We start from the raw sequence: 18,645 nt of genomic DNA, 5'->3' as shown, positions 1-18,645 counted from the left end.
GCATCCCTAAAACTATCCGTTCTTTTTTGCCAGCAAGCGTGGGATTTCACGTAAACACCAGGCTTTTGCTTCGCCCATGCTGTCGCGTCGCCACGCCATGATGATATCCACTTCACGGGTATATTCCGGGCTCACTACGCGCAGGCGTCCTTCGGCAATATCTTGCTCTACCAGCGGATAAGGCATAGTCGCAACGCCCAGCCCTGCCAGCAAGGCGCGCCGTTTATCATCCATGCTGCTTACCGTGAGGCGCTGCTGTTTATCCAGCAATTGCACGGTTAAAACCGGGCGCTCACGTGCGGTATCCGCCACCGCAATACCGCGATATTTCACTCGCGTGACTTCTGATTGCGGTTCTGGCTCGTTGTGAATCGGGTGATCTGCGCTGGCGACATAGACACTCATCATGGTGTAGAGCTTGCGGGTGTTGATTTCAGTCGATGCCCGGAAATGGAGATCCGGTGCAATCACGATATCTGCCCGGCCTTGCTCCAGTCTTTCCCACGCGCCTGCTAACACTTCAGTCACTAATGAGATCTGCGTATTGGCTTTATCTGCCAGCTTTGTCACCAGCGGAAACAGCGCTTCTGTCCGCACCAACGCTTCTGTCACGATGGTTAAGTGCGTTTCCCAACCGCGCGCTAACGCTTCAGCATCGGTGGTGAGTTTGTCTGCCGCTTCTAGCAGCACGCGGCCGCGCTCAAGCAGCATGCGTCCGACATTAGTGAATTTGGTACGGTGACCTGAACGGTCAAACAACACCACATCCAACTCTTCTTCCAGCTTCTGCATGGTGTAACTGAGAGCAGAAGGGACACGTCCTAGCTCATCAGCCGCTGCAGCGAAACTTCCACGTCGATCAATCGCATCCATCACACGCAAAGCTTCAAGGGTTAACGCACGTTCTTTGGACATCCCGGTTCTCTTTCAGGAAATTTGAACATGCTGGGCAGATTAACTGGCTAACAATCCGGCGTCCAGCCTTTTACCATAAGTGTATAAAGTCTGCGGCCGCCTTTTGTCGCAGGACGCTGGAGGTAAACATGATTACGACACGCAGTGCATCCGCTTGTGGTCTGGCCGATTTCGGTTGGTTGCAGGCGCGCTACAGTTTCTCTTTTGGACACTATTTTGATCCCAAGTTGATGGGTTATGCCTCGTTACGCGTTTTGAATCAGGAAGTGCTGGCACCCGGCGCTGCTTTTCAACCGCGTACCTATCCGCAAGTCGATGTGCTTAACATTGTGTTGCAGGGCGAAGCGGAATACCGCGACAGTGAAGGCAATCACATCACGGTGCGCGAGGGGGAAGCCTTACTGCTCTCTACGCAGCAAGGCGTCAGCTACAGTGAAATCAATGCCAGCAAAGACCGCCCGTTAACGCGTATGCAGCTGTGGCTGGCAGCCTGCCCGGAGCGTGAAAGTCCACGTATGCAGAAAATAGTGCTGCCGGCAGGACAAAGCACGCATCTGCTGGCCTCGCCAGACGGTGTTGAAGGCAGCTTGCAGCTGCGCCAGCAGGTGTGGATTCATCAGATTGAACTGGCTCCAGGCGAGCAGCATCAATTGCCGCTGCATGGTCCTCGCGCTTATCTGCAATCAATTCATGGCTCGCTGTCTGCTTCAACGGGTGCAGATCATCAGGAAAAACTGAGCTGTGGTGATGGGGCGTTTTTGCAGGAAGAACATCAAATCAGGCTAGAAGCGACCACGCCGACGCGGGCGCTGGTGATTGATATCCCTGTATAAAGAGTGGGTATAAAAAGCCTGCTTAAAGCGTTGGTGTAAGATCTCTGCTATAAAATTCAGGCATAAAAAAAGGGCGGCCAGTGGCCGCCCTTGCTGTTTTTTTAATTTACTTCAGCATCGTGAAGGCGGTCGTAACGTGCTTCACACCACTGACGCGGCTGGCAACATCGGCTGCGGCCTGCGCTTCTTGTGGTGTAACCAGACCTAATAAGAACACTTCACCGTTTTCAGTCGTGACTTTCACGTTTGAGGATTTCACCTGATCGCTGCCTAACAACTGCGAACGGATTTTAGTCGTAATCCAGGTATCAGAAGATGAAGTGCCGAGCGTGACTTTCTGGCCAATGCGAATTTCGTTATAAACCTCAGTCGCGCCATCTACGCCCATGGTGATCTGTTTGGCGCGGTTAGCAATTTCCTGCGTAGGCGATTGGCCGGTCAGCAAGACTTTGCCCTGGTAAGCCGTTGCAATAATGCGTGCATCAGATTTGATCTGTTGATCTTTCGCCAATGCGTTAGTAACGCGTAATTCCAGCGTGCCATCATCAACCTGGGTTCCTACTGAGCGCGGATCAGTAGCGGTTTTGGTTGCAACAGCGGCGCTACCCGCGACGACAGCGACACAGCCCTGCAACATCATGGCGGTTAAAAGAATGGCTACAGCGTTCAATGCTTTCATTATTATTGCTCCTTCAGTCATTCCTGGTGTGGAAACAGTGTGTTGTCGATAAGATCGCACAAACAGTTGAGGGTCAACATATGCATCTCCTGAATACGTGCGCTTCGATGTGACGGAATGCGAATTTCCACATCATGCGGCCCCAACAATCCAGCAAGCTCACCGCCATCATAACCGGTAAGCGCAACGATAGTCATATCACGCGTGACGGCCGCTTCCACCGCTTTAACAATGTCGCGTGTATTGCCACGCGTAGAGATGGCCAAAAGCACATCACCCGCCTGACCCAGCGCGCGTACCTGCTTGGCGTAGATCTCATCGTGAAGACGATCGTTAGCAATGGCCGTTAACATGACGTTATCTGCGCTCAACGCCAACGCGGGCAGGCTTGGGCGCTCGGTTTCGAAGCGATTGATCATGCTGGCCGCGAAATGTTGAGCATTAGCCGCAGAGGCACCATTACCACAACTCAGGATTTTGTTGCCGTTTAACAACGATTGCACCAGAGTCATTGCCGCACGAGAAATCGCATCGGGCAGCGCTTCGGCTGCGGCAATTTGAGTTTGAATACTTTCAGTAAAACACGCTTTAATTCTTTCCTGCACACGACCACCTGGCTCTAAACGTCTGCATTAAAGGCATTCGGCAACCATTCAAGCGCCGTGCCGGTAATAGCAATGATGTCGAAACGGCAATTCACTGTTTCAAAACTGCCGCCACGTTGCGCCAGCCAAAAAGCAGCAGCACGTAGCAGCTTATGTTGTTTCTGGCGGGTAACGCTGGCAAGGGCACCACCAAAACGCGCATCGCGCCGATAGCGCACCTCAACAAATACCCAGCAATGTCCGTCGCGCATTATAAGATCAAGTTCACCACCGCGACTGTGAACATTGCTGGCTACCCATTTTAACCCGGCCCGCTCAAGGTACTGGCGGGCGCGTTGTTCTTGCTCGGCACCAATCTGTCGGCGGTTTAGTTCACCGACCTGATTTCGCCCTGGCGGTACTGGTTCCATGTCAACTTCCTGTTGATCACACAATCCGTGTCGGCGCTGAGTTTGCCTGTATTGCCATCCAGCGCAAATCCAGGCACCTGACGCATCTGGTTAAAGTGATTCGCCAGCTTCCAGGCATCAATGCCCATGGCATACAGGCGCACCAGAGAATAATCATTATTAAACGATTTTGTCGCCTGCTGCATTAAGCCCGGATTAGTACCCGAAAGCAGCGGAATATCACTAAACTGCAAACCATCCATCTCCAGACGGAAATCTGGGCCTGCGCCCGCCTGGAAGCTGCGTGAGCTGGCGTACAGCGAAACGCTGCTGCGGCTGCCGGTGCGCATGGAGATCATCGGTTTGATCAGTTGCATTTCTTCTTGCGTTGAGACGATATACACCGAATCAACATTGCCGCCACCGCTGGTAGAGGCCACATCCGGCGTGCTCGATTGCGGTGCCGGAATGGTTAATCCCGCAATGGCAATCCCTTGCGGCTGGTCTGGCGTCACGTTAATCGGCGTGCCGCTTAAGGCAATGCCTGCGCCGCTGTTAATGCCCTGTTTCAACTCAGAAACGGAACCAAAGCGCTGCTGCATTGCAGTGCTACCGCCCAGCGTTTGCCACTCTTGCGCAAAGGCTTTAGTCACGCGATCGCCAAAGCTGTTACGCGGCACCAGCAGCAAAGGCTGGCGTTTGCCCTGATCCCAGATATGGTGCGCGGCATCACGCGCTTCGTCTTCAGGAGAAAGCGCAAAATAACAAATATTCGGATGGTTCTGGATCTGCTCGGGTTCGTTAAGCGCCAGCACGTTTAAAGGTGTTTGACTATTGGCGACCGCTTCAACGTTACTTTTAAGCAAGGGGCCGACCACAAGGGTGGCACCATCCTGCTGGGCTTGCTGTAACAGCTGCTGAATCGGCTGGCTGCTGGTGTCATAGACCTTGACCTGAGCGTTGCTGGCGGGATCGCTGGCAACAGCGGGCTGCGCTTGTGGCTGCGTCTCAGCGCTATTCTGCTGGTCTGCTGGCGTGGCTTCTGGCGCTGAAGGGCTGACAACCGCATTCGGATCAGCGTTGGGCTGGGCAGCGGCGTTAGGATCGGTGGATGTAGGTTGGGCTGGAGCCGGCTGCGGTGCAGCAGTCAGGACGCCATTTTTCGCATCGTTAAAGCCTTTTTGAATCGCATTGGCAAATACCTGTGCCTGACCATTCAGCGGCAGCATCAAGGCAATGGTGCTGGTTGAGGCTTTAGTGAAGTTCTGCGCCTGAGTAAGTTGCGTCGGAAGATTTTTCGCCGCTGGGTTTTGCGGGTAGCGCGTCTGCCAGTCTTTGATACCGGCTTTCAGCATTTCAGCATCTTGCGTATTGGCACGCCAAACCGCCAGTAAATCGAGCCAGCCTTGCAGGACGTTTTCATCAGCGTTGATAACCAGGTTATTTGCCTGTTGCTGAGGCATTTGCGTCAGCGTTTGCCACATCGCATCAATGTTGTTTTGATGATCGGTCCCGGAGAGCAAGGGCTCTTGTGCAATGTAGTTACGCAGCAGCGCCAGAGAAGGTTGGCCTTGTGAGGCGGCAATTTGCAAACCGTAATAGCGCGCCAGCTCATCCTTCGACAGGGCACCGGTTTTTACCTGGCCCAGCAGCTGTAACGCATCGTTCCTATTTTGTTGCGCGATCTGATATTGCGCTTTCAACAGCAGCAACTCTTGTTGTTGGATATCCGAGAGCTGCGAGGGGAGTTGATTCAACTGTTGGTTAGCTTGCGGATACTTTCCTTCCTTCAACAAGGCGCGGATTGCAAGTAATTGCCAGTCGGTCTTGCTATCATCGCTGCTTTGCTGCGCTTGCTGCAGATAGTAAGCGGATGCGCCCGTAGCGGGGCCTTGAATATTAACGGTTGGGGCTTGCGGACCTTGACCACTACACGCGGCTAAAATTAGCGCTGCAAGAAGGACAGGCACAAAGCGTCCTGCTTTATGACGAACGATTTTTGAAGGAAGCATACTGTATCCAGTGATGTTTTTTTCAAGATGCTCAATATTAAATCGGCAATTCGGATGAAACAATGAAACAACACGATCGGGCAGACATTTCTGCCAGCACGCTCTACATCGTTCCAACCCCGATTGGTAATTTGGGTGACATCACCCAGCGGGCGCTGACGGTGCTTTCGAGCGTCGATCTGGTCGCTGCGGAAGATACACGTCATACCGGGCTGTTGCTACAACATTTCGCCATCAATGCGCGGCTCTTCGCACTTCACGACCACAACGAGCAGCAGAAAGCCGAGCTGCTGCTGGCGAAGCTGCAGGAAGGTCAAAGCATAGCATTGGTCTCCGATGCCGGTACGCCACTGATCAACGATCCCGGTTATCATCTTGTGCGCCGTTGTCGTGAAGCGGGCATTCGTATTGTGCCGCTGCCTGGCGCCTGCGCGGCGATAGCAGCATTAAGCGCTGCGGGATTACCGTCCGATCGTTTCTGTTACGAAGGATTTCTGCCGGCTAAAACCAAGGGCCGCTGCGATGCGTTGCGCGCCGTGGTAGAGGAGCCGCGCACGCTGATTTTCTACGAATCGACCCATCGCCTGTTAGACAGCCTGCAGGATATGGTCACGGAACTGGGTGCAGATCGTTACGTGGTGTTGGCGCGTGAACTGACAAAAACGTGGGAGTCGATTTATGGTGCACCAGTCGGCGAACTGCTGGCGTGGGTGAAAGAGGATGAAAATCGCCGTAAAGGCGAAATGGTGCTGATCGTCGAAGGCCATAAAGCGGATGAGGAAGCCTTGCCGGCAGATGCACTGCGCACTTTAGCGTTATTGCAAAAAGAGTTGCCGCTCAAAAAAGCGGCGGCGTTAACCGCTGAGATCCACGGTGTGAAGAAAAACGCACTCTATCGCTTCGCGCTAGATCAGCAAGAGGCGTGACAAACGCGGGCGAATGTCCTATCATCCGCCGCCGAAGCTGACTAGACAGTCGCCGCTTTGTCGTCGTCCTCACTTGTGGGGAGACGGGCAAAGGGGAGGAAAGTCCGGGCTCCATAGGGCAGGGTGCCAGGTAACGCCTGGGAGGCGCAAGCCTACGACCAGTGCAACAGAGAGCAAACCGCCGATGGCCCAGTAATGGGATCAGGTAAGGGTGAAAGGGTGCGGTAAGAGCGCACCGCGCGACTGGCAACAGTTCGTGGCACGGTAAACTCCACCCGGAGCAAGGCCAAATAGGGGTTCACAAGGTACGGCCCGTACTGAACCCGGGTAGGCTGCTTGAGCCAGTGAGTGATTGCTGGCCTAGATGAATGACTGTCCACGACAGAACCCGGCTTAACGGTCAGCTTCGACTTTTTACTAAAAACCCCGCTTCGGCGGGGTTTTTGCTTTGTGCAGCCGACAGATGAATGCCTGTCCACGACGCTTTTTATAAAAAAAGGCGGCTTAACGGTCAGCTTCGACTTTTTACTAAAAACCCCGCTTCGGCGGGGTTTTTGCTTTGTGCAGCCGGCAGATGAATGCCTGTCCACGACGCTTTTTATAAAAGAAGGCGGCTTGACGGTCAGCTTCGATTTTTTACTGAAAACCCCGCTTCGGCGGGGTTTTTGCTTTGTTACTTAACTGCACTGTTATCCGCGGCCATGCGGCTCATCCCAATCAAAGGCAGGGCCGACAGAAATCACACCATGCGGATTAATGGTCTTATGGCTGCAGTAATAATGATGGCGAATATGCGGCAGGTTGACCGTTTCGGCTATGCCAGGCATTTGATAAATGTCGCGTAGAAACCCGTTCAGATTAAGAAAATCACTGATCCGGTGGCGATCGCATTTGAAATGGGTGACATAGACAGGATCGAAACGCACCAATGTCGTCCACAAGCGTAGGTCCGCTTCTGTTAACTGATCGCCCGTCAAATAACGATGCTGACCCAGAATCTGTTCAAGACGCGATAATGAGTGGAACAGAGCCGTGACCGCTTCATCGTAAGCTTGCTGCGAAGTCGAGAAGCCCGCTTTATAAACACCGTTGTTAACCGTGTCGTAAATCCAGCCATTCAGTTCATCAATCTTTTCACGTAATGCAGGCGGATAATAATCGCCAGCGCGCGCACCAACGCCGTCGAACGCGCTGTTAAACATGCGGATGATATCGGCAGACTCGTTACTGACAATGGTATTCTGCTGTTTATCCCACAGCACTGGCACAGTAACACGCCCGGTGTAGTGTGGATCGGCATGCAGATAGAGCTGATAAAGAAATTCGTTCTGATAAAGGCTGTCACCGGTTGTGTCCGGGAACCCATCATCAAAGGTCCAGCCATTTTCTAGCATCAGCGGATGAACCACCGACACATCAATCATATTTTCCAGCCCTTTTAAGCTACGCATTAACAAAGTGCGATGCGCCCATGGGCAGGCCAGTGAAACATATAAGTGATAACGGTTGCGCTCGGCTGCAAAGCCCGCTTTACCGCTGGGGCCGGCGCTGCCGTCTGCTGTAACCCAGTTACGCCACGCAGATTCTGAACGTTTGAATCGTCCGCCGGTTGACTTGGTGTCGTACCAGGTGTCATGCCAGACACCTTCAATTAATTGGCCCATATCGCCTCCCATGCAAACAGGGCGAGGAAAAGTCCCCGCCCTGCTAAGTATATGTGGCATTTCGCCGTTGGTAATATTAGCGCGCTAATGCAGGCTGCGGCTTTTTGTTAAGGAGACGGTCAATGCTGTAAGCGCCTGGACCGACTAAACCTAATACCAAGAAACCACCGGCAATTGACAGGTTTTTCATGAACATCAACTGGTTAACACCTTCTGCAAAATTACTGTGGAACATAAATGCAGTCAGAATGGTGAAGCCAGCAGTGAACAGCGCAGTAAAGCGAGTCAGGAAACCAAACAGAATCGCCAGGCCACCACCAAATTCAAGCAAAATCACCAGCGGCAGCATAAAGCCCGGGACGCCCATCGCTTCCATATATTGTTGTGTACCGCTGTAACCCACGATTTTGCCCCAACCTGCGGTAATGAACAGAATGGTCATCAGGATGCGAGCCAGCAATAAACCTGTATCTTCGAATTTTTTCATCATCTACTCCAACGCTAAAAAGTGGCAGGGCATACGTGCCTGCATCGATTATTCCCGCTGAAAGCACCTTTGCAGTTCATTGGGCTGATGGAGGGAGATGATAGTCGCGCAGAGAAAAGGTTGTAAGCGAGATATACTGTCGATGTTTTTCAGAAATTCTGATGAAGTGAAGCCAGCCCTAAAAAGGGCCAGCTTTAACAGAGGTTAACGCTGTGGAAGAGCCGTTTTAAGCATGCGCCAAGTGCTCCATAAACCGAAGCCCCGTTTGGCCCAACGCAAAATTTTATTCGGACTGCGCACAGACCAGATTGCCAAAGCGCTGCTGCCCACTGCCAAATAACGTCGCAGGCCGAGGAAAGTTTGCCAACCACGATCATAATGCGCCGTACCGTAAAGCCAGTCACGGCGCCCTGCGCTCAGGTCCAAACGCTGTTGCTGCACCTGATTAAGCAGTTCATGGATGCGTTTCTCACGCTCGCGACGACTCATCAGCGATCCTCCTCAAGCAATACCCGGTCAGTTTCCAGCTCTTTGCGCGTATGGTGCAACAGCGTAGATTGACGTGATTTGCGCAAGGTCCAGATTCCGATGATTAGCGCCAGTGCAAACAGCACCGCAGTAGTGATACCAATCGCCATCAAGCGATATTGTGCATCAACCGCCCAGATAATCAGAACCATCAGGCTCATCAAACCAAAAGCGGTGAACAGCATCGTTAAGCCAACCATGATTAATAACTGAATCAGGTTTGCTTTCTCTGCTTCAAGTTCTACCACTGCAAGACGAACGCGCGTCTCAACCATGCTAACCAGCGTAGTAACGATGCGCTGGCCAATGTTGATGACCCCTTTGCCCGGGCCGTGGTTCTGCTGTGATTCAGCCATAATTAACGTCGAGAGATGAGGATGCCCAGCGCGACGCCAATGGCTGCACCGATACCCACACCATGCCAGGGATTTTCACGCACATAGCCTTCGGCTTTCTGTGCTGCTTCGCGCGTAGTGGCTGCCAGACGCTCGCCTGATTCACCAAGACGCTCACGTGAACTGTCTAAAGCGACGCGCGCTTTACTGCGTAGCTTATCCAGTTCACCTTTCGATTTTTCTGTGCTGCTGCTCAGCACTTCTTCCAGGGTGTCAGCTAAATTTTTCAGTTCGGCACGCAAATGTTCAGACGTTGTATCTTTTGACATGAAATACTCCTTTAACATCAGTAGATTGAATACGGTTAATAAGGCTCCGCCTGCAACTTTTTCAGTTCATGGCGTGCTTCTTCCAATTTTTCTTCACGTTTAACAATCTTATCCTTGTCGTCGCCGTCCTGGCGCTCTTCCTTGAGTTCACGTTCACGTTCGGCGACTTTCTGTTTCTGCGTATTGATTCTTTCAAGATGCGCAGCTTCAAGTTTTTTGTCGGTACAGTTTGCGCGAACTTCCGTTAACGCGCGCTCCAGACCATTAACGCGGCGCTGATTGTTGTGCTTCTGCGCCACATCGATTTCAAGCTTGATATCCTGCTCTTTTTGCTGACACAGCGACTCCGCAGCCATCAACGATCCTGAAAGCGAAAAGAGTGCGAATCCCAGCAGTAATTTATGTTTCATCAGGCTGATTACCTTCCATTGTGACTTAACCTGCGACCTACCGGACAAGAGAAGACCCAGGCTGTCTTTACACTAGCCATCGGTTAAGCATAGACATCAGCGGGAAAAAGTTCAAAGAACACCGGGAGATACAGAAAATTCCAGACCACAATGCGATCTTGCAGTGCAGTCTGGATTCTTGAAGGGAAGAAAGATGGCGTGATCAGGCCAGCGACAGGCGCTCGGCCTGATCGTGTTGCGCGACGATGAAGCCTTGCGGCAGCAGGCGACGTAATACTTTTTGCGCTGCCAGACTTTGCTCTTCACTGTCGAAATGAATCACCAGCGCATCACCCGAAGGCGTAATGCTTTTGATGCGAATACCTTGCGCAGTCAGCTGCTGGTACAGATAAAAACCATCAGGCAAAGGTGCGCCAGCGTGGGATACGCGAATCTGTACTACCGTTTCATGGCGCATTAGCGTGGGAACCAAACTTAACGCGATCAGCGCAAAAGCACCGCCGACTAGCCAAGGCAGCCAGCGTTTAGGAAAACCTTTCAGCATGTTCATTACTCGGCTTTCCCGTTTTGATTGGCCTGACGTTTACGCCATAAAACGACTAAAGATCCGACTAAACCAATCACCAGCAGCACCAGCGGCAGCATCATCAGGAAGAACATCAGTTCATCTTCATAACGGCGGAAGATTGGCGTTTTACCTAAAGCGAAGCCCAGCACAGTAAGAATCACCACCCACAAAAATGCACTCACCCAATTGAAAAATTGAAAGCGCGTATTGCTCAGGCCAGAAAGACCCGCGATGGTGGGTAACAAAGTCCGAACGAAAGCGATAAAGCGACCGATAAGCAGCGCCGATAAGCCGTGACGATGAAACAAACTGTACGCACGTTGATGATATTGCGCGGGAAGGTGCGACAACCATTTTTGTACGGTGGGCGTATTACCGAGCCAGCGGCCCTGAATGTAACTTACCCAACAGCCAAGGCTCGCGCCGGTGGTCAAAACCAGAATGGTCAGCGGAAAACTCATTGTTCCTTTGGCGATCAAGACACCGACTAAAATCAGCAGACTGTCACCGGGCAGAAAAGCGGCAGGCAATAAACCGTTTTCCAAAAACAAAATCATGAACAAAACGCCGTAAATTGCCCAGACCAGCGTGGGATCGGAAAGGGTTTCGTAATCCTGTTGCCACAAGGCATGCAGCAACGCTTGCAAGATATCCATCAATCATTCCTGAACGTCATTGTTAAACATGTCCCCAAGGGACTTAAGCGCAGACCGGCGTTGAGTTATCGATTTTAGGAGCGCAGCCTGAGCAGGATTTTCCGGATCCTTCCGAAATTGATTGTTAAATCAGCGACTTTATAAAGCCCTGTCGCAAAGGGTAAGAAAAGGGCGATAACTGTAACAAAAATCATGCACACGAGACAGGAGAAACTGCCCGACGACCCGGAGTTTTACCCTGTGAGACAGTATGTAAAAAGTAGCTTTACACGACCTGACATTATTGCAGATTAACTGACCGATTTGAGCAGGATTTCAGCGGCTTTAACGCGGGTTATTGGAGCCATCTGGCAGGATCACCGGATTTTCACCAAACATGTAGCGGTCGACGTTAAATTCGAAATCATCAGCGGTGGCGTTAAACAACATTTGTTTAGTATTTTCCAAATGTTGCCACATCGCCAGTTTGCTGGCGGCGGGATCTTTGCGCATTAGTGCTTTCAGAATATGATCGTGATCGTCGCACCAGCTGATGATGCTGCGCTGATCGATGTGTTCATGGAGTTTGAGCCAATAAGGATTATGCAGGCGATGCAGCCACATTTTTTCGACAATCGCGGCGAGCGCGCTGTTTTGCGTGGATTGCGCAATGCGAACATGGAACTGCATGTCCCATTCTGAGTCGCGGAAATGGTCTTCCTGACGGGCTTTTTCCTGAATCGCCATCAATTCGATAATGTCCTGGCGCGTCACCTGTGTGGCCGCAAATTCCGCAACATTACTTTCGATGAGCTGGCGGGCCTGCAACAGTTCAAAAGGGCCAAAAGAGGCAAATTCCAGCTGGCTGGATGTCGCTACCCGATTCTGCTGTTGACTGGCGATAACGTGAATACCTGAACCTTTGCGCACCTCAACATAGCCTTCAACTTCTAGCATGATAATGGCTTCACGCACCACGGTGCGGCTGACTTCCATCTCTTCTGCTATCAGGCGTTCGGCAGGCAATTTATCACCGATGGAGTAACTCCCGCTTTCAATGCGGCTTTTTAATTCGCTGGCCAGCTGTTGATAAAGACGGCGGGATTCGATGATGTCCATGGCAAAGTCCAGAATGACAAACGGGTAAGTTGTTATACCACTTAGCGTCGGGCGAGGAAATGGGTGGGTTGGGCTGGCGTTAACCCGCTCAGCCCACCCGAGGGATTAACTGCGAGCGGTTGCAACGGCGGGTGCGCGCACTTTCTGCTCAAGTTCTGAGACCGGTTTATTTTTCAACACCGTCCAGATCACAATTGCACCCAACAAATCAAAGACTGCCAGCGCGGCAAACAGCGGGCTAAAGCCCAGCGTATCTGCCAGCGCACCCACCACCAAGGCAAACATCGTGCTGGCAGTCCAGGCTGCCATACCGGTTAATCCGTTAGCCGTGGCGACTTCATTACGGCCAAATACGTCTGAAGAAAGCGTGATTAACGCGCCTGAAAGAGCCTGGTGTGCAAAACCGCCGACACACAGCAGCGCAATGGCTGCATAAGGACTGGTGAATAAACCAATGGTTCCTGGGCCAATCATCAGGACCGCGCCCATCGTAACCACTAATTTACGTGACACGATCAGATTTACACCAAACCAGCGCTGAAACAGTGGCGGCAAATATCCACCAAGAATGCAGCCAAAATCAGCGAACAACATCGGCATCCAGGCAAAGAGTGCAATCTCTTTCAAATTGAAACCGTAGGCTTTAAACATAAACAGCGGGATCCAGGCATTAAAGGTTCCCCATGCCGGTTCAGCAAGAAAACGCGGCAGCGCGATGCCCCAGAACTGGCGGTTACGCACAATCTGCATCGCAGACATTTTGCGATTATTGCCGGTTTGATGCTGCGCCTCTTGGCCTGAAAGAATGTAATCACGCTCTTCTGCGCTGAGTTTGGTTTGTTGTTTGGGATGTTTATAAAATACCAGCCAGCAGAGCGCCCAAACCATGCTTAAAACGCCGGTGATAATAAACGCCATTTGCCAGCTGTGCGCCATGATCGCCCACACGACCAACGGCGGTGCCAGCATGGCGCCAATCGAAGAACCCACGTTGAAATAGCCTACCGCGACCGAGCGCTCCTTGGCAGGAAACCATTCGCTGCTGGCTTTAAGTCCCGCAGGAATCATGGCGGCCTCCGCCGCGCCTACCGCGCCACGTGCCAGAGCTAATCCGCCCCAGCTGCCCGCCATGGCGGTGGCGGCGCAGAAAATTGCCCACATGACGGCAAATACCGCGTAGCCAATTTTTGTGCCGAGTAAATCCAATACATAGCCAGCGACAGGTTGCATCAGGGTATAACAAGCCGAATAAGCGGCGATGATGTAGGAGTATTGTTGAGTGGTGATATGTAATTCAGTTTGCAGCGTCGGTGCTGCCACTGCGATGGTGTTTCTTGTCAGATAGCCCAGTACCGTGCCCAATGTAACGAGGCCGATCATGTACCAGCGTAGCCCTTTGATCTTACGCATTCTCTACCTCTTCCAGTTATGTATGCGGTCTTGCCGCTGTTGTTATCTGGAGCGGGACAACCCGTGATACAGCTCTGCTCACGCCCGCAGGTCGTATTAGCGACCTTTGTTTACCTTGCCTTTTAAGTGCATTCACTGAACAACGAATGACGGAGCGAGAGCCTAACTTGTTATACAACTTTAAAAGTTGAGAGCCATCACAAAAACCCTTTCAGGCCTGTGGGATACTTTAAACCCACGTCAAGACAGCCATTTAGCCTGCTGCCGGCGACAGAAGCGTCCATAAGCTCGGCTATTTACTGCCGTTTATGTGAGCGTGATCGCAAAGAATTCTGCTGTTGGCTAAAATTGGTATGATAACTTTGAGCCATGAAAGGTTCAGCCTAAGAGGAAGTAAGCATGTCGCGTTTTATGACCGAGGATTTTTTGCTGGATACCGAATTCGCTCGTCGGCTTTATCACGATTATGCGAAAGATCAGCCAATTTTCGATTATCACTGCCACTTGCCACCGCAGCAGATTGCTGAAAACTATCGCTTCGCTAATCTGTACGATATCTGGCTGAAAGGGGACCACTACAAATGGCGAGCGATGCGAGCCAACGGTGTGCCAGAGTCATTTTGTACTGGTGAAGCCAGCGATCATGAAAAATTCAATGCCTGGGCGCGTACCGTGCCGCACACCATTGGTAATCCACTCTATCACTGGACTCACCTCGAATTACGTCGCCCCTTCGGTATCACCGGCACGCTGCTTTCTGAGAAAACCGCCGACACTATTTGGCATCGCTGTAATGATTTGCTGGCGCAGGATGAATTCACAACACGCGGCATCATGAAGCAGATGAATGTAAAAATGGTTGGCACTACCGACGATCCACTCGACGATCTGTCCCATCATCGCGCACTCGCCGATGACGCCAGTTTTGATGTCAAAGTGCTGCCGAGCTGGCGACCCGATAAAGCGTTCAATATTGAAGCCGAGACATTTTTACCGTGGGTTCAGAAGCTGGAGCGCATTGCTGACGTTAACGTGCAGCGTTTTGATGACTTACTGCGTGCGTTGAGCAAGCGCCTTGATTACTTTGCCGCACATGGCTGCAAAGTCTCCGATCATGCTTTAGATGTAGTTTGTTACGCCGAGGCAGATGAAGCCACGCTGGATGCCATTTTATCGCGTCGCCTGCAGGGTACAGCTCCAAATCCACAGGAGATTGCACAGTTCAAAACAGCGGTGCTGGTCTGGCTGGGCGGCGAATATGCACGTCGCAACTGGGTGCAGCAATATCATATTGGTGCGCTGCGTAACACCAATCAACGTCAATTTGAATTGCTTGGCCCGGATGTGGGTTTTGACTCTATTAACGACCATCCAGTGGCTGAACCGCTGGCGCGTTTGTTAGGTGCGCAAAATCTCCATAACGCGTTGCCAAAAACCATTCTTTATTGCCTGAATCCACGCGACAATGAAGTGCTGGCCACCATGGCGGGCAATTTCCAGGGTGAAGGCGAAGCAGGAAAAATGCAGTTTGGATCGGCTTGGTGGTTTAACGATCAGCTCGATGGTATGCAGCGTCAAATGACACAACTCGCGCAAATTGGTTTGTTAAGCCGCTTTGTCGGCATGTTGACCGACAGTCGCAGCTTCCTCTCATATACGCGTCATGAATATTTCCGCCGCCTGCTGTGCCAGATGATAGGAAATTGGGTTGAGCGGGGCGAAGCGCCGGAAGATGAAGCGTTGTTAGGCCAAATGGTGCAGAACATCTGCTTCAACAATGCCCGCGACTATTTCGGCATTGAGTTAGGAGCATGATTATGCAGCGGCTGAATCGTAACGATTTTCCCGGCACCCGCTATAGCGATCGCGTGATTCAATTCGGTGAAGGTAACTTTCTGCGTGCTTTTATCGACTGGCAAATCGACTGGCTGAATGAGCATCACGGCACCGATGCGGGGATTATAGTGGTGCGGCCGCGCAACCGTGAAGTCAGCGACAGCTTGAATCAGCAGGAGGGTCTTTACACCACGCTGATTCGTGGCCTCAACGAGCAGGGCGAACAGGTCAGTGAAACACGCCTGATTCGTAGCCTGAATCGCGAAATCCAGCCTTACAAGCAGTACGACGATTTTCTGGCATTAGCTGAAAATGCGCAGATGCGTTTCGTGTTCTCCAATACCACCGAAGCAGGTATTGCGTTTGTCGAGTCGGATACGTTAACCGATCAACCCGCCTCAAGCTTTCCTGGCAAGCTCACTCAACTGCTGTGGGCGCGCTTCAACCATTTCAGCGGTGCGAGCGATAAAGGCTGGTTAATCGTGCCGTGCGAATTGATCGACCACAACGGCGACATGCTGCGTGAAACGGTGTTGCGCTATGCCGATCACTGGCAGCTTTCGTCAGAATTTAAAGCGTGGGTCAGCGACCATTGTGCCTTCTACAACACGCTAGTGGATCGCATCGTGACCGGTTTTCCGCAGGAAAGTGCGCAAATTGAAGCTGAGCTAGGTTATGAAGATCGCTATCTGGTTGCGGGTGAAGTCTATTACCAGTTTGTGATTCAAGGCCCCGCCGCGCTGGTTGATGAGCTTAAACTGGATGTGCTCGCCCCGCAGGTGCGCAGAGTTGAAGACATCGCGCCCTACAAAGCACAAAAAGTGGCGATCCTGAATGGCGCTCACACCGCTATGGTGCCGGTGGCGTATCTGGCCGGGTTAGAAAGCGTGGGCGAAGCGATGGACGATGCCGCAATTGCGGGCTTTGTTGATCGCCTGCTGCGTGATGAAGTGATCCCGACACTGGATCTGCCGAGTGACGAGCTGCACACCTTTGCCGATGCGGTACAGCGTCGCTTCCGTAATCCGTTTATCCGCCATGCTTTGCTGTCGATTGCCCTGAATAGCATGACTAAATTCCGCACGCGCCTCCTGACGCCGCTGCTGACATCGCATCAGCAAACTGGCAACTGGCCGCCACGGTTGACCTTCGCATTTGCTGCGTTAATCGCTTTTTATCGCGGCGAGTCAGAAGAGAAAAGCTGGCCGTTGCAAGACGACACGCAATGGCTGCAATGCTTCGCTGAAGGCTGGACCGCATTGAAAGCGGATGAAATTTCTCCGGAACAATTGGTGCGCAACGTTTTAAGCAATGCGCAGCACTGGGGAGAAGATTTAACCCTGCAACCGGGATTGACCGCAGCGGTTACCCAACACCTGCAAAACATCATCGTTCACGGGACGCGTGAGGCGCTGAGCCAACTGAGATAACGCTATGCAAGACGCAATTAAAATTCATTCGCGCGACAATGTTGCCGTGGCGTTGCGCGACTTAGAAGCAGGCAGCACCGTTGAATTGTCTGATGTGGCGGTAACGCTGCAACAAGAGGTTGGACGAGGACACAAGTTTGCGCTGCAACCCATCGCGCAGCGCGATTTAGTGATCAAATATGGTCTGCCGATTGGTCATGCTACCCAGCCAATCGCCAAAGGCGAAGTGATCCATTCACAAAATTCGCGTACCAACCTCAGCGATTTGGATGAGTATGAATATCAACCTGAATTCGTTGATGTGCCGCCTCAGCCGGGCGACCGCGAGGTACAGATTTATCGCCGCGCCAACGGTGACGTTGGCATTCGTAATGAGTTATGGATATTGCCAACCGTCGGCTGCGTCAACGGCATTGCGCGTCAAATCCTGCAACGTTTTCTGAAGGAAACGCAGGACGCTGCGGATATTGATGGTGCGTTCCTGTTCAGCCATACCTTTGGCTGTTCACAGCTGGGACAGGATCACGACAATACGCGCACCATGCTGCAAAATATGGTGCGGCACCCCAATGCGGGCGCGGTATTAGTGATTGGCCTTGGTTGTGAAAACAATCAGGTTGATGCGTTTCGTGACACGTTGGGCAGTTTTGAAAGCGATCGCGTAGAGTTTATGGTTTGCCAGCAACATGACGATGAAGTGGAGGCCGGCCTTGAGCGTTTGCATGCATTGTATGAAAAAATGCGTCACGACCAACGTGAGCCAGGCAAACTCAGCGAGCTTAAGTTCGGCCTGGAATGTGGCGGCTCTGACGGCTTTTCGGGTATTACTGCCAACCCGCTGCTGGGGCGTTTCTCCGATCAGATGATCGCCAACGGTGGCACGACAGTGTTAACGGAAGTACCGGAAATGTTTGGTGCAGAGCGCATTTTGATGAGCCGCTGCCGCGATGAAAGCACTTTTGATAAAACCGTGGCGATGATCAACGATTTCAAGCAGTACTTTATTGATCACCAACAGCCGATTTATGAGAACCCTTCTCCTGGCAACAAAGCGGGCGGCATCACCACGCTGGAGGAGAAGTCGCTGGGTTGTACGCAAAAGGCGGGGCAAAGCCAGGTTGTTGATGTCTTGAAATATGGCGAGCGACTGAAAACGCCGGGTCTGAATCTGCTGAGCGCGCCGGGTAATGACGCCGTTGCCACCAGCGCGCTGGCCGGAGCAGGATGTCATATGGTGTTGTTCAGCACCGGACGCGGCACGCCTTACGGAGGATTTGTGCCTACCGTCAAACTCGCAACCAATACGCCGTTGGCTGAGAAAAAACCACACTGGATAGATTTTGACGCCGGACGGTTGATCCACGGCATGAGCATGGATGAGATGCTGGCAGATTTTGTCGATACCATCGTAACCATTGCGAATGGTCAGGCGACAAATAATGAGAAGAATGATTTCAGGGAATTGGCGATTTTTAAAAGCGGCGTCACGCTATAAAGCGTATAAAAATGGCGGCCTGAGTAGGCCGCCATCTGTT

At 52.0% G+C, this 18,645-nt stretch carries 21 protein-coding genes and 1 other RNA gene; 7 read left to right on the top strand and 15 right to left on the bottom strand.

Annotated elements, in window-relative coordinates:
* Positions 1-12 precede the first annotated feature (12 nt).
* On the bottom strand, positions 13-915 hold the full coding sequence (locus SC127_RS06600; protein WP_243078860.1) for a LysR family transcriptional regulator: 903 nt from the start codon (positions 913-915) through the stop codon (positions 13-15).
* Positions 916-1,043: 128 nt separating this feature from the next.
* Between SC127_RS06600 and SC127_RS06595 the strand changes: the two genes are divergently transcribed.
* Positions 1,044-1,748, top strand: a complete 705-nt coding sequence (locus SC127_RS06595) for a pirin family protein (RefSeq protein WP_243078861.1) — start codon at positions 1,044-1,046, stop codon at positions 1,746-1,748.
* A 106-nt stretch (positions 1,749-1,854) separates the two neighbouring features.
* Here the strand turns inward: SC127_RS06595 and dolP are convergent, their stop codons facing one another.
* The 4 genes from dolP to SC127_RS06575 are packed head-to-tail and all read right to left on the bottom strand — an operon-like array spanning position 1,855 to position 5,433.
* Positions 1,855-2,427: a division/outer membrane stress-associated lipid-binding lipoprotein gene (dolP, locus tag SC127_RS06590; RefSeq protein ID WP_215845509.1), complete on the bottom strand. Its 573-nt coding sequence runs from the start codon at positions 2,425-2,427 to the stop codon at positions 1,855-1,857.
* Positions 2,428-2,444: 17 nt separating this feature from the next.
* On the bottom strand, positions 2,445-3,032 hold the full coding sequence (gene diaA / locus SC127_RS06585) for a DnaA initiator-associating protein DiaA (RefSeq protein ID WP_215845510.1): 588 nt from the start codon (positions 3,030-3,032) through the stop codon (positions 2,445-2,447).
* 14 nt (positions 3,033-3,046) lie between these two features.
* Entirely contained in the window at positions 3,047-3,442 is a 396-nt protein-coding gene (locus tag SC127_RS06580) for a YraN family protein (protein ID WP_243078862.1), read from the bottom strand.
* Complete coding sequence (locus tag SC127_RS06575) at positions 3,400-5,433, bottom strand: penicillin-binding protein activator (protein ID WP_332625832.1); 2,034 nt, start codon at positions 5,431-5,433, stop codon at positions 3,400-3,402. Before SC127_RS06575 ends, SC127_RS06580 begins: the two co-directional genes overlap by 43 nt.
* A gap of 62 nt (positions 5,434-5,495) precedes the next feature.
* Between SC127_RS06575 and rsmI the strand changes: the two genes are divergently transcribed.
* The 3 genes from rsmI to SC127_RS06560 all read left to right on the top strand — a co-directional run bounded on the left by rsmI (position 5,496) and on the right by SC127_RS06560 (position 7,040).
* Positions 5,496-6,359 carry a 16S rRNA (cytidine(1402)-2'-O)-methyltransferase gene (gene rsmI, locus SC127_RS06570; protein WP_215845513.1) on the top strand — a complete coding sequence of 288 codons (864 nt, stop codon included), beginning with the start codon at positions 5,496-5,498 and terminating at the stop codon, positions 6,357-6,359.
* Positions 6,360-6,392: 33 nt separating this feature from the next.
* Positions 6,393-6,771, top strand: an RNA gene (gene rnpB, locus SC127_RS06565) — RNase P RNA component class A.
* Between the two features lie 38 nt (positions 6,772-6,809).
* Positions 6,810-7,040 carry a hypothetical protein gene (locus SC127_RS06560; RefSeq protein WP_332625831.1) on the top strand — a complete coding sequence of 77 codons (231 nt, stop codon included), beginning with the start codon at positions 6,810-6,812 and terminating at the stop codon, positions 7,038-7,040.
* Positions 7,041-7,048: 8 nt separating this feature from the next.
* Here SC127_RS06560 and SC127_RS06555 read toward each other — a convergent pair whose 3' ends face one another.
* The 10 genes from SC127_RS06555 to SC127_RS06510 all read right to left on the bottom strand — a co-directional run bounded on the left by SC127_RS06555 (position 7,049) and on the right by SC127_RS06510 (position 13,844).
* Positions 7,049-8,023, bottom strand: coding sequence for a glutathione S-transferase family protein (locus tag SC127_RS06555; RefSeq protein ID WP_215845516.1), 975 nt, complete (start codon positions 8,021-8,023; stop codon positions 7,049-7,051).
* A gap of 76 nt (positions 8,024-8,099) precedes the next feature.
* Positions 8,100-8,510: a DoxX family protein gene (locus SC127_RS06550; protein ID WP_215848215.1), complete on the bottom strand. Its 411-nt coding sequence runs from the start codon at positions 8,508-8,510 to the stop codon at positions 8,100-8,102.
* A gap of 204 nt (positions 8,511-8,714) precedes the next feature.
* The gene (locus tag SC127_RS06545) at positions 8,715-8,999 is read right to left on the bottom strand and encodes a YqjK-like family protein (RefSeq protein ID WP_215845517.1); all 285 of its coding nucleotides are present in this window, start codon (positions 8,997-8,999) and stop codon (positions 8,715-8,717) included.
* Complete coding sequence (locus SC127_RS06540) at positions 8,999-9,394, bottom strand: phage holin family protein (RefSeq protein ID WP_215845518.1); 396 nt, start codon at positions 9,392-9,394, stop codon at positions 8,999-9,001. The genes SC127_RS06545 and SC127_RS06540 overlap by 1 nt, the downstream gene beginning before the upstream one ends.
* 2 nt (positions 9,395-9,396) lie before the next feature.
* Positions 9,397-9,702: a DUF883 family protein gene (locus SC127_RS06535; protein WP_215845519.1), complete on the bottom strand. Its 306-nt coding sequence runs from the start codon at positions 9,700-9,702 to the stop codon at positions 9,397-9,399.
* A 35-nt stretch (positions 9,703-9,737) separates the two neighbouring features.
* A complete protein-coding gene (locus tag SC127_RS06530) occupies positions 9,738-10,112 on the bottom strand; it encodes a DUF1090 domain-containing protein (protein WP_215845520.1) in 375 nt (124 codons plus the stop codon).
* Positions 10,113-10,314: 202 nt separating this feature from the next.
* Positions 10,315-10,662 carry an EnvZ/OmpR regulon moderator MzrA gene (gene mzrA / locus SC127_RS06525; RefSeq protein ID WP_215845521.1) on the bottom strand — a complete coding sequence of 116 codons (348 nt, stop codon included), beginning with the start codon at positions 10,660-10,662 and terminating at the stop codon, positions 10,315-10,317.
* Positions 10,662-11,336, bottom strand: coding sequence for a DedA family protein (locus tag SC127_RS06520; protein ID WP_215845522.1), 675 nt, complete (start codon positions 11,334-11,336; stop codon positions 10,662-10,664). Before SC127_RS06520 ends, mzrA begins: the two co-directional genes overlap by 1 nt.
* A gap of 324 nt (positions 11,337-11,660) precedes the next feature.
* Positions 11,661-12,434 carry a transcriptional regulator ExuR gene (gene exuR / locus SC127_RS06515; RefSeq protein ID WP_243078866.1) on the bottom strand — a complete coding sequence of 258 codons (774 nt, stop codon included), beginning with the start codon at positions 12,432-12,434 and terminating at the stop codon, positions 11,661-11,663.
* 105 nt (positions 12,435-12,539) lie between these two features.
* Complete coding sequence (locus tag SC127_RS06510) at positions 12,540-13,844, bottom strand: MFS transporter (protein ID WP_243078867.1); 1,305 nt, start codon at positions 13,842-13,844, stop codon at positions 12,540-12,542.
* Positions 13,845-14,243: 399 nt separating this feature from the next.
* Between SC127_RS06510 and uxaC the strand changes: the two genes are divergently transcribed.
* The 3 genes from uxaC to SC127_RS06495 are packed head-to-tail and all read left to right on the top strand — an operon-like array spanning position 14,244 to position 18,605.
* Positions 14,244-15,659: a glucuronate isomerase gene (gene uxaC, locus SC127_RS06505; protein WP_215845525.1), complete on the top strand. Its 1,416-nt coding sequence runs from the start codon at positions 14,244-14,246 to the stop codon at positions 15,657-15,659.
* Between the two features lie 2 nt (positions 15,660-15,661).
* The gene (locus SC127_RS06500; RefSeq protein WP_332625830.1) at positions 15,662-17,110 is read left to right on the top strand and encodes a tagaturonate reductase; all 1,449 of its coding nucleotides are present in this window, start codon (positions 15,662-15,664) and stop codon (positions 17,108-17,110) included.
* A 4-nt stretch (positions 17,111-17,114) separates the two neighbouring features.
* A complete protein-coding gene (locus SC127_RS06495; protein ID WP_332625829.1) occupies positions 17,115-18,605 on the top strand; it encodes a UxaA family hydrolase in 1,491 nt (496 codons plus the stop codon).
* Positions 18,606-18,645: the final 40 nt, after the last annotated feature.

The sequence above is a fragment of the Pantoea sp. T14 genome (assembly GCF_036663535.1).
Classification (GTDB): Bacteria; Pseudomonadota; Gammaproteobacteria; order Enterobacterales; family Enterobacteriaceae; genus Pantoea; species Pantoea phytostimulans.
This window is presented reverse-complemented; position numbering and strand designations above follow the sequence as displayed.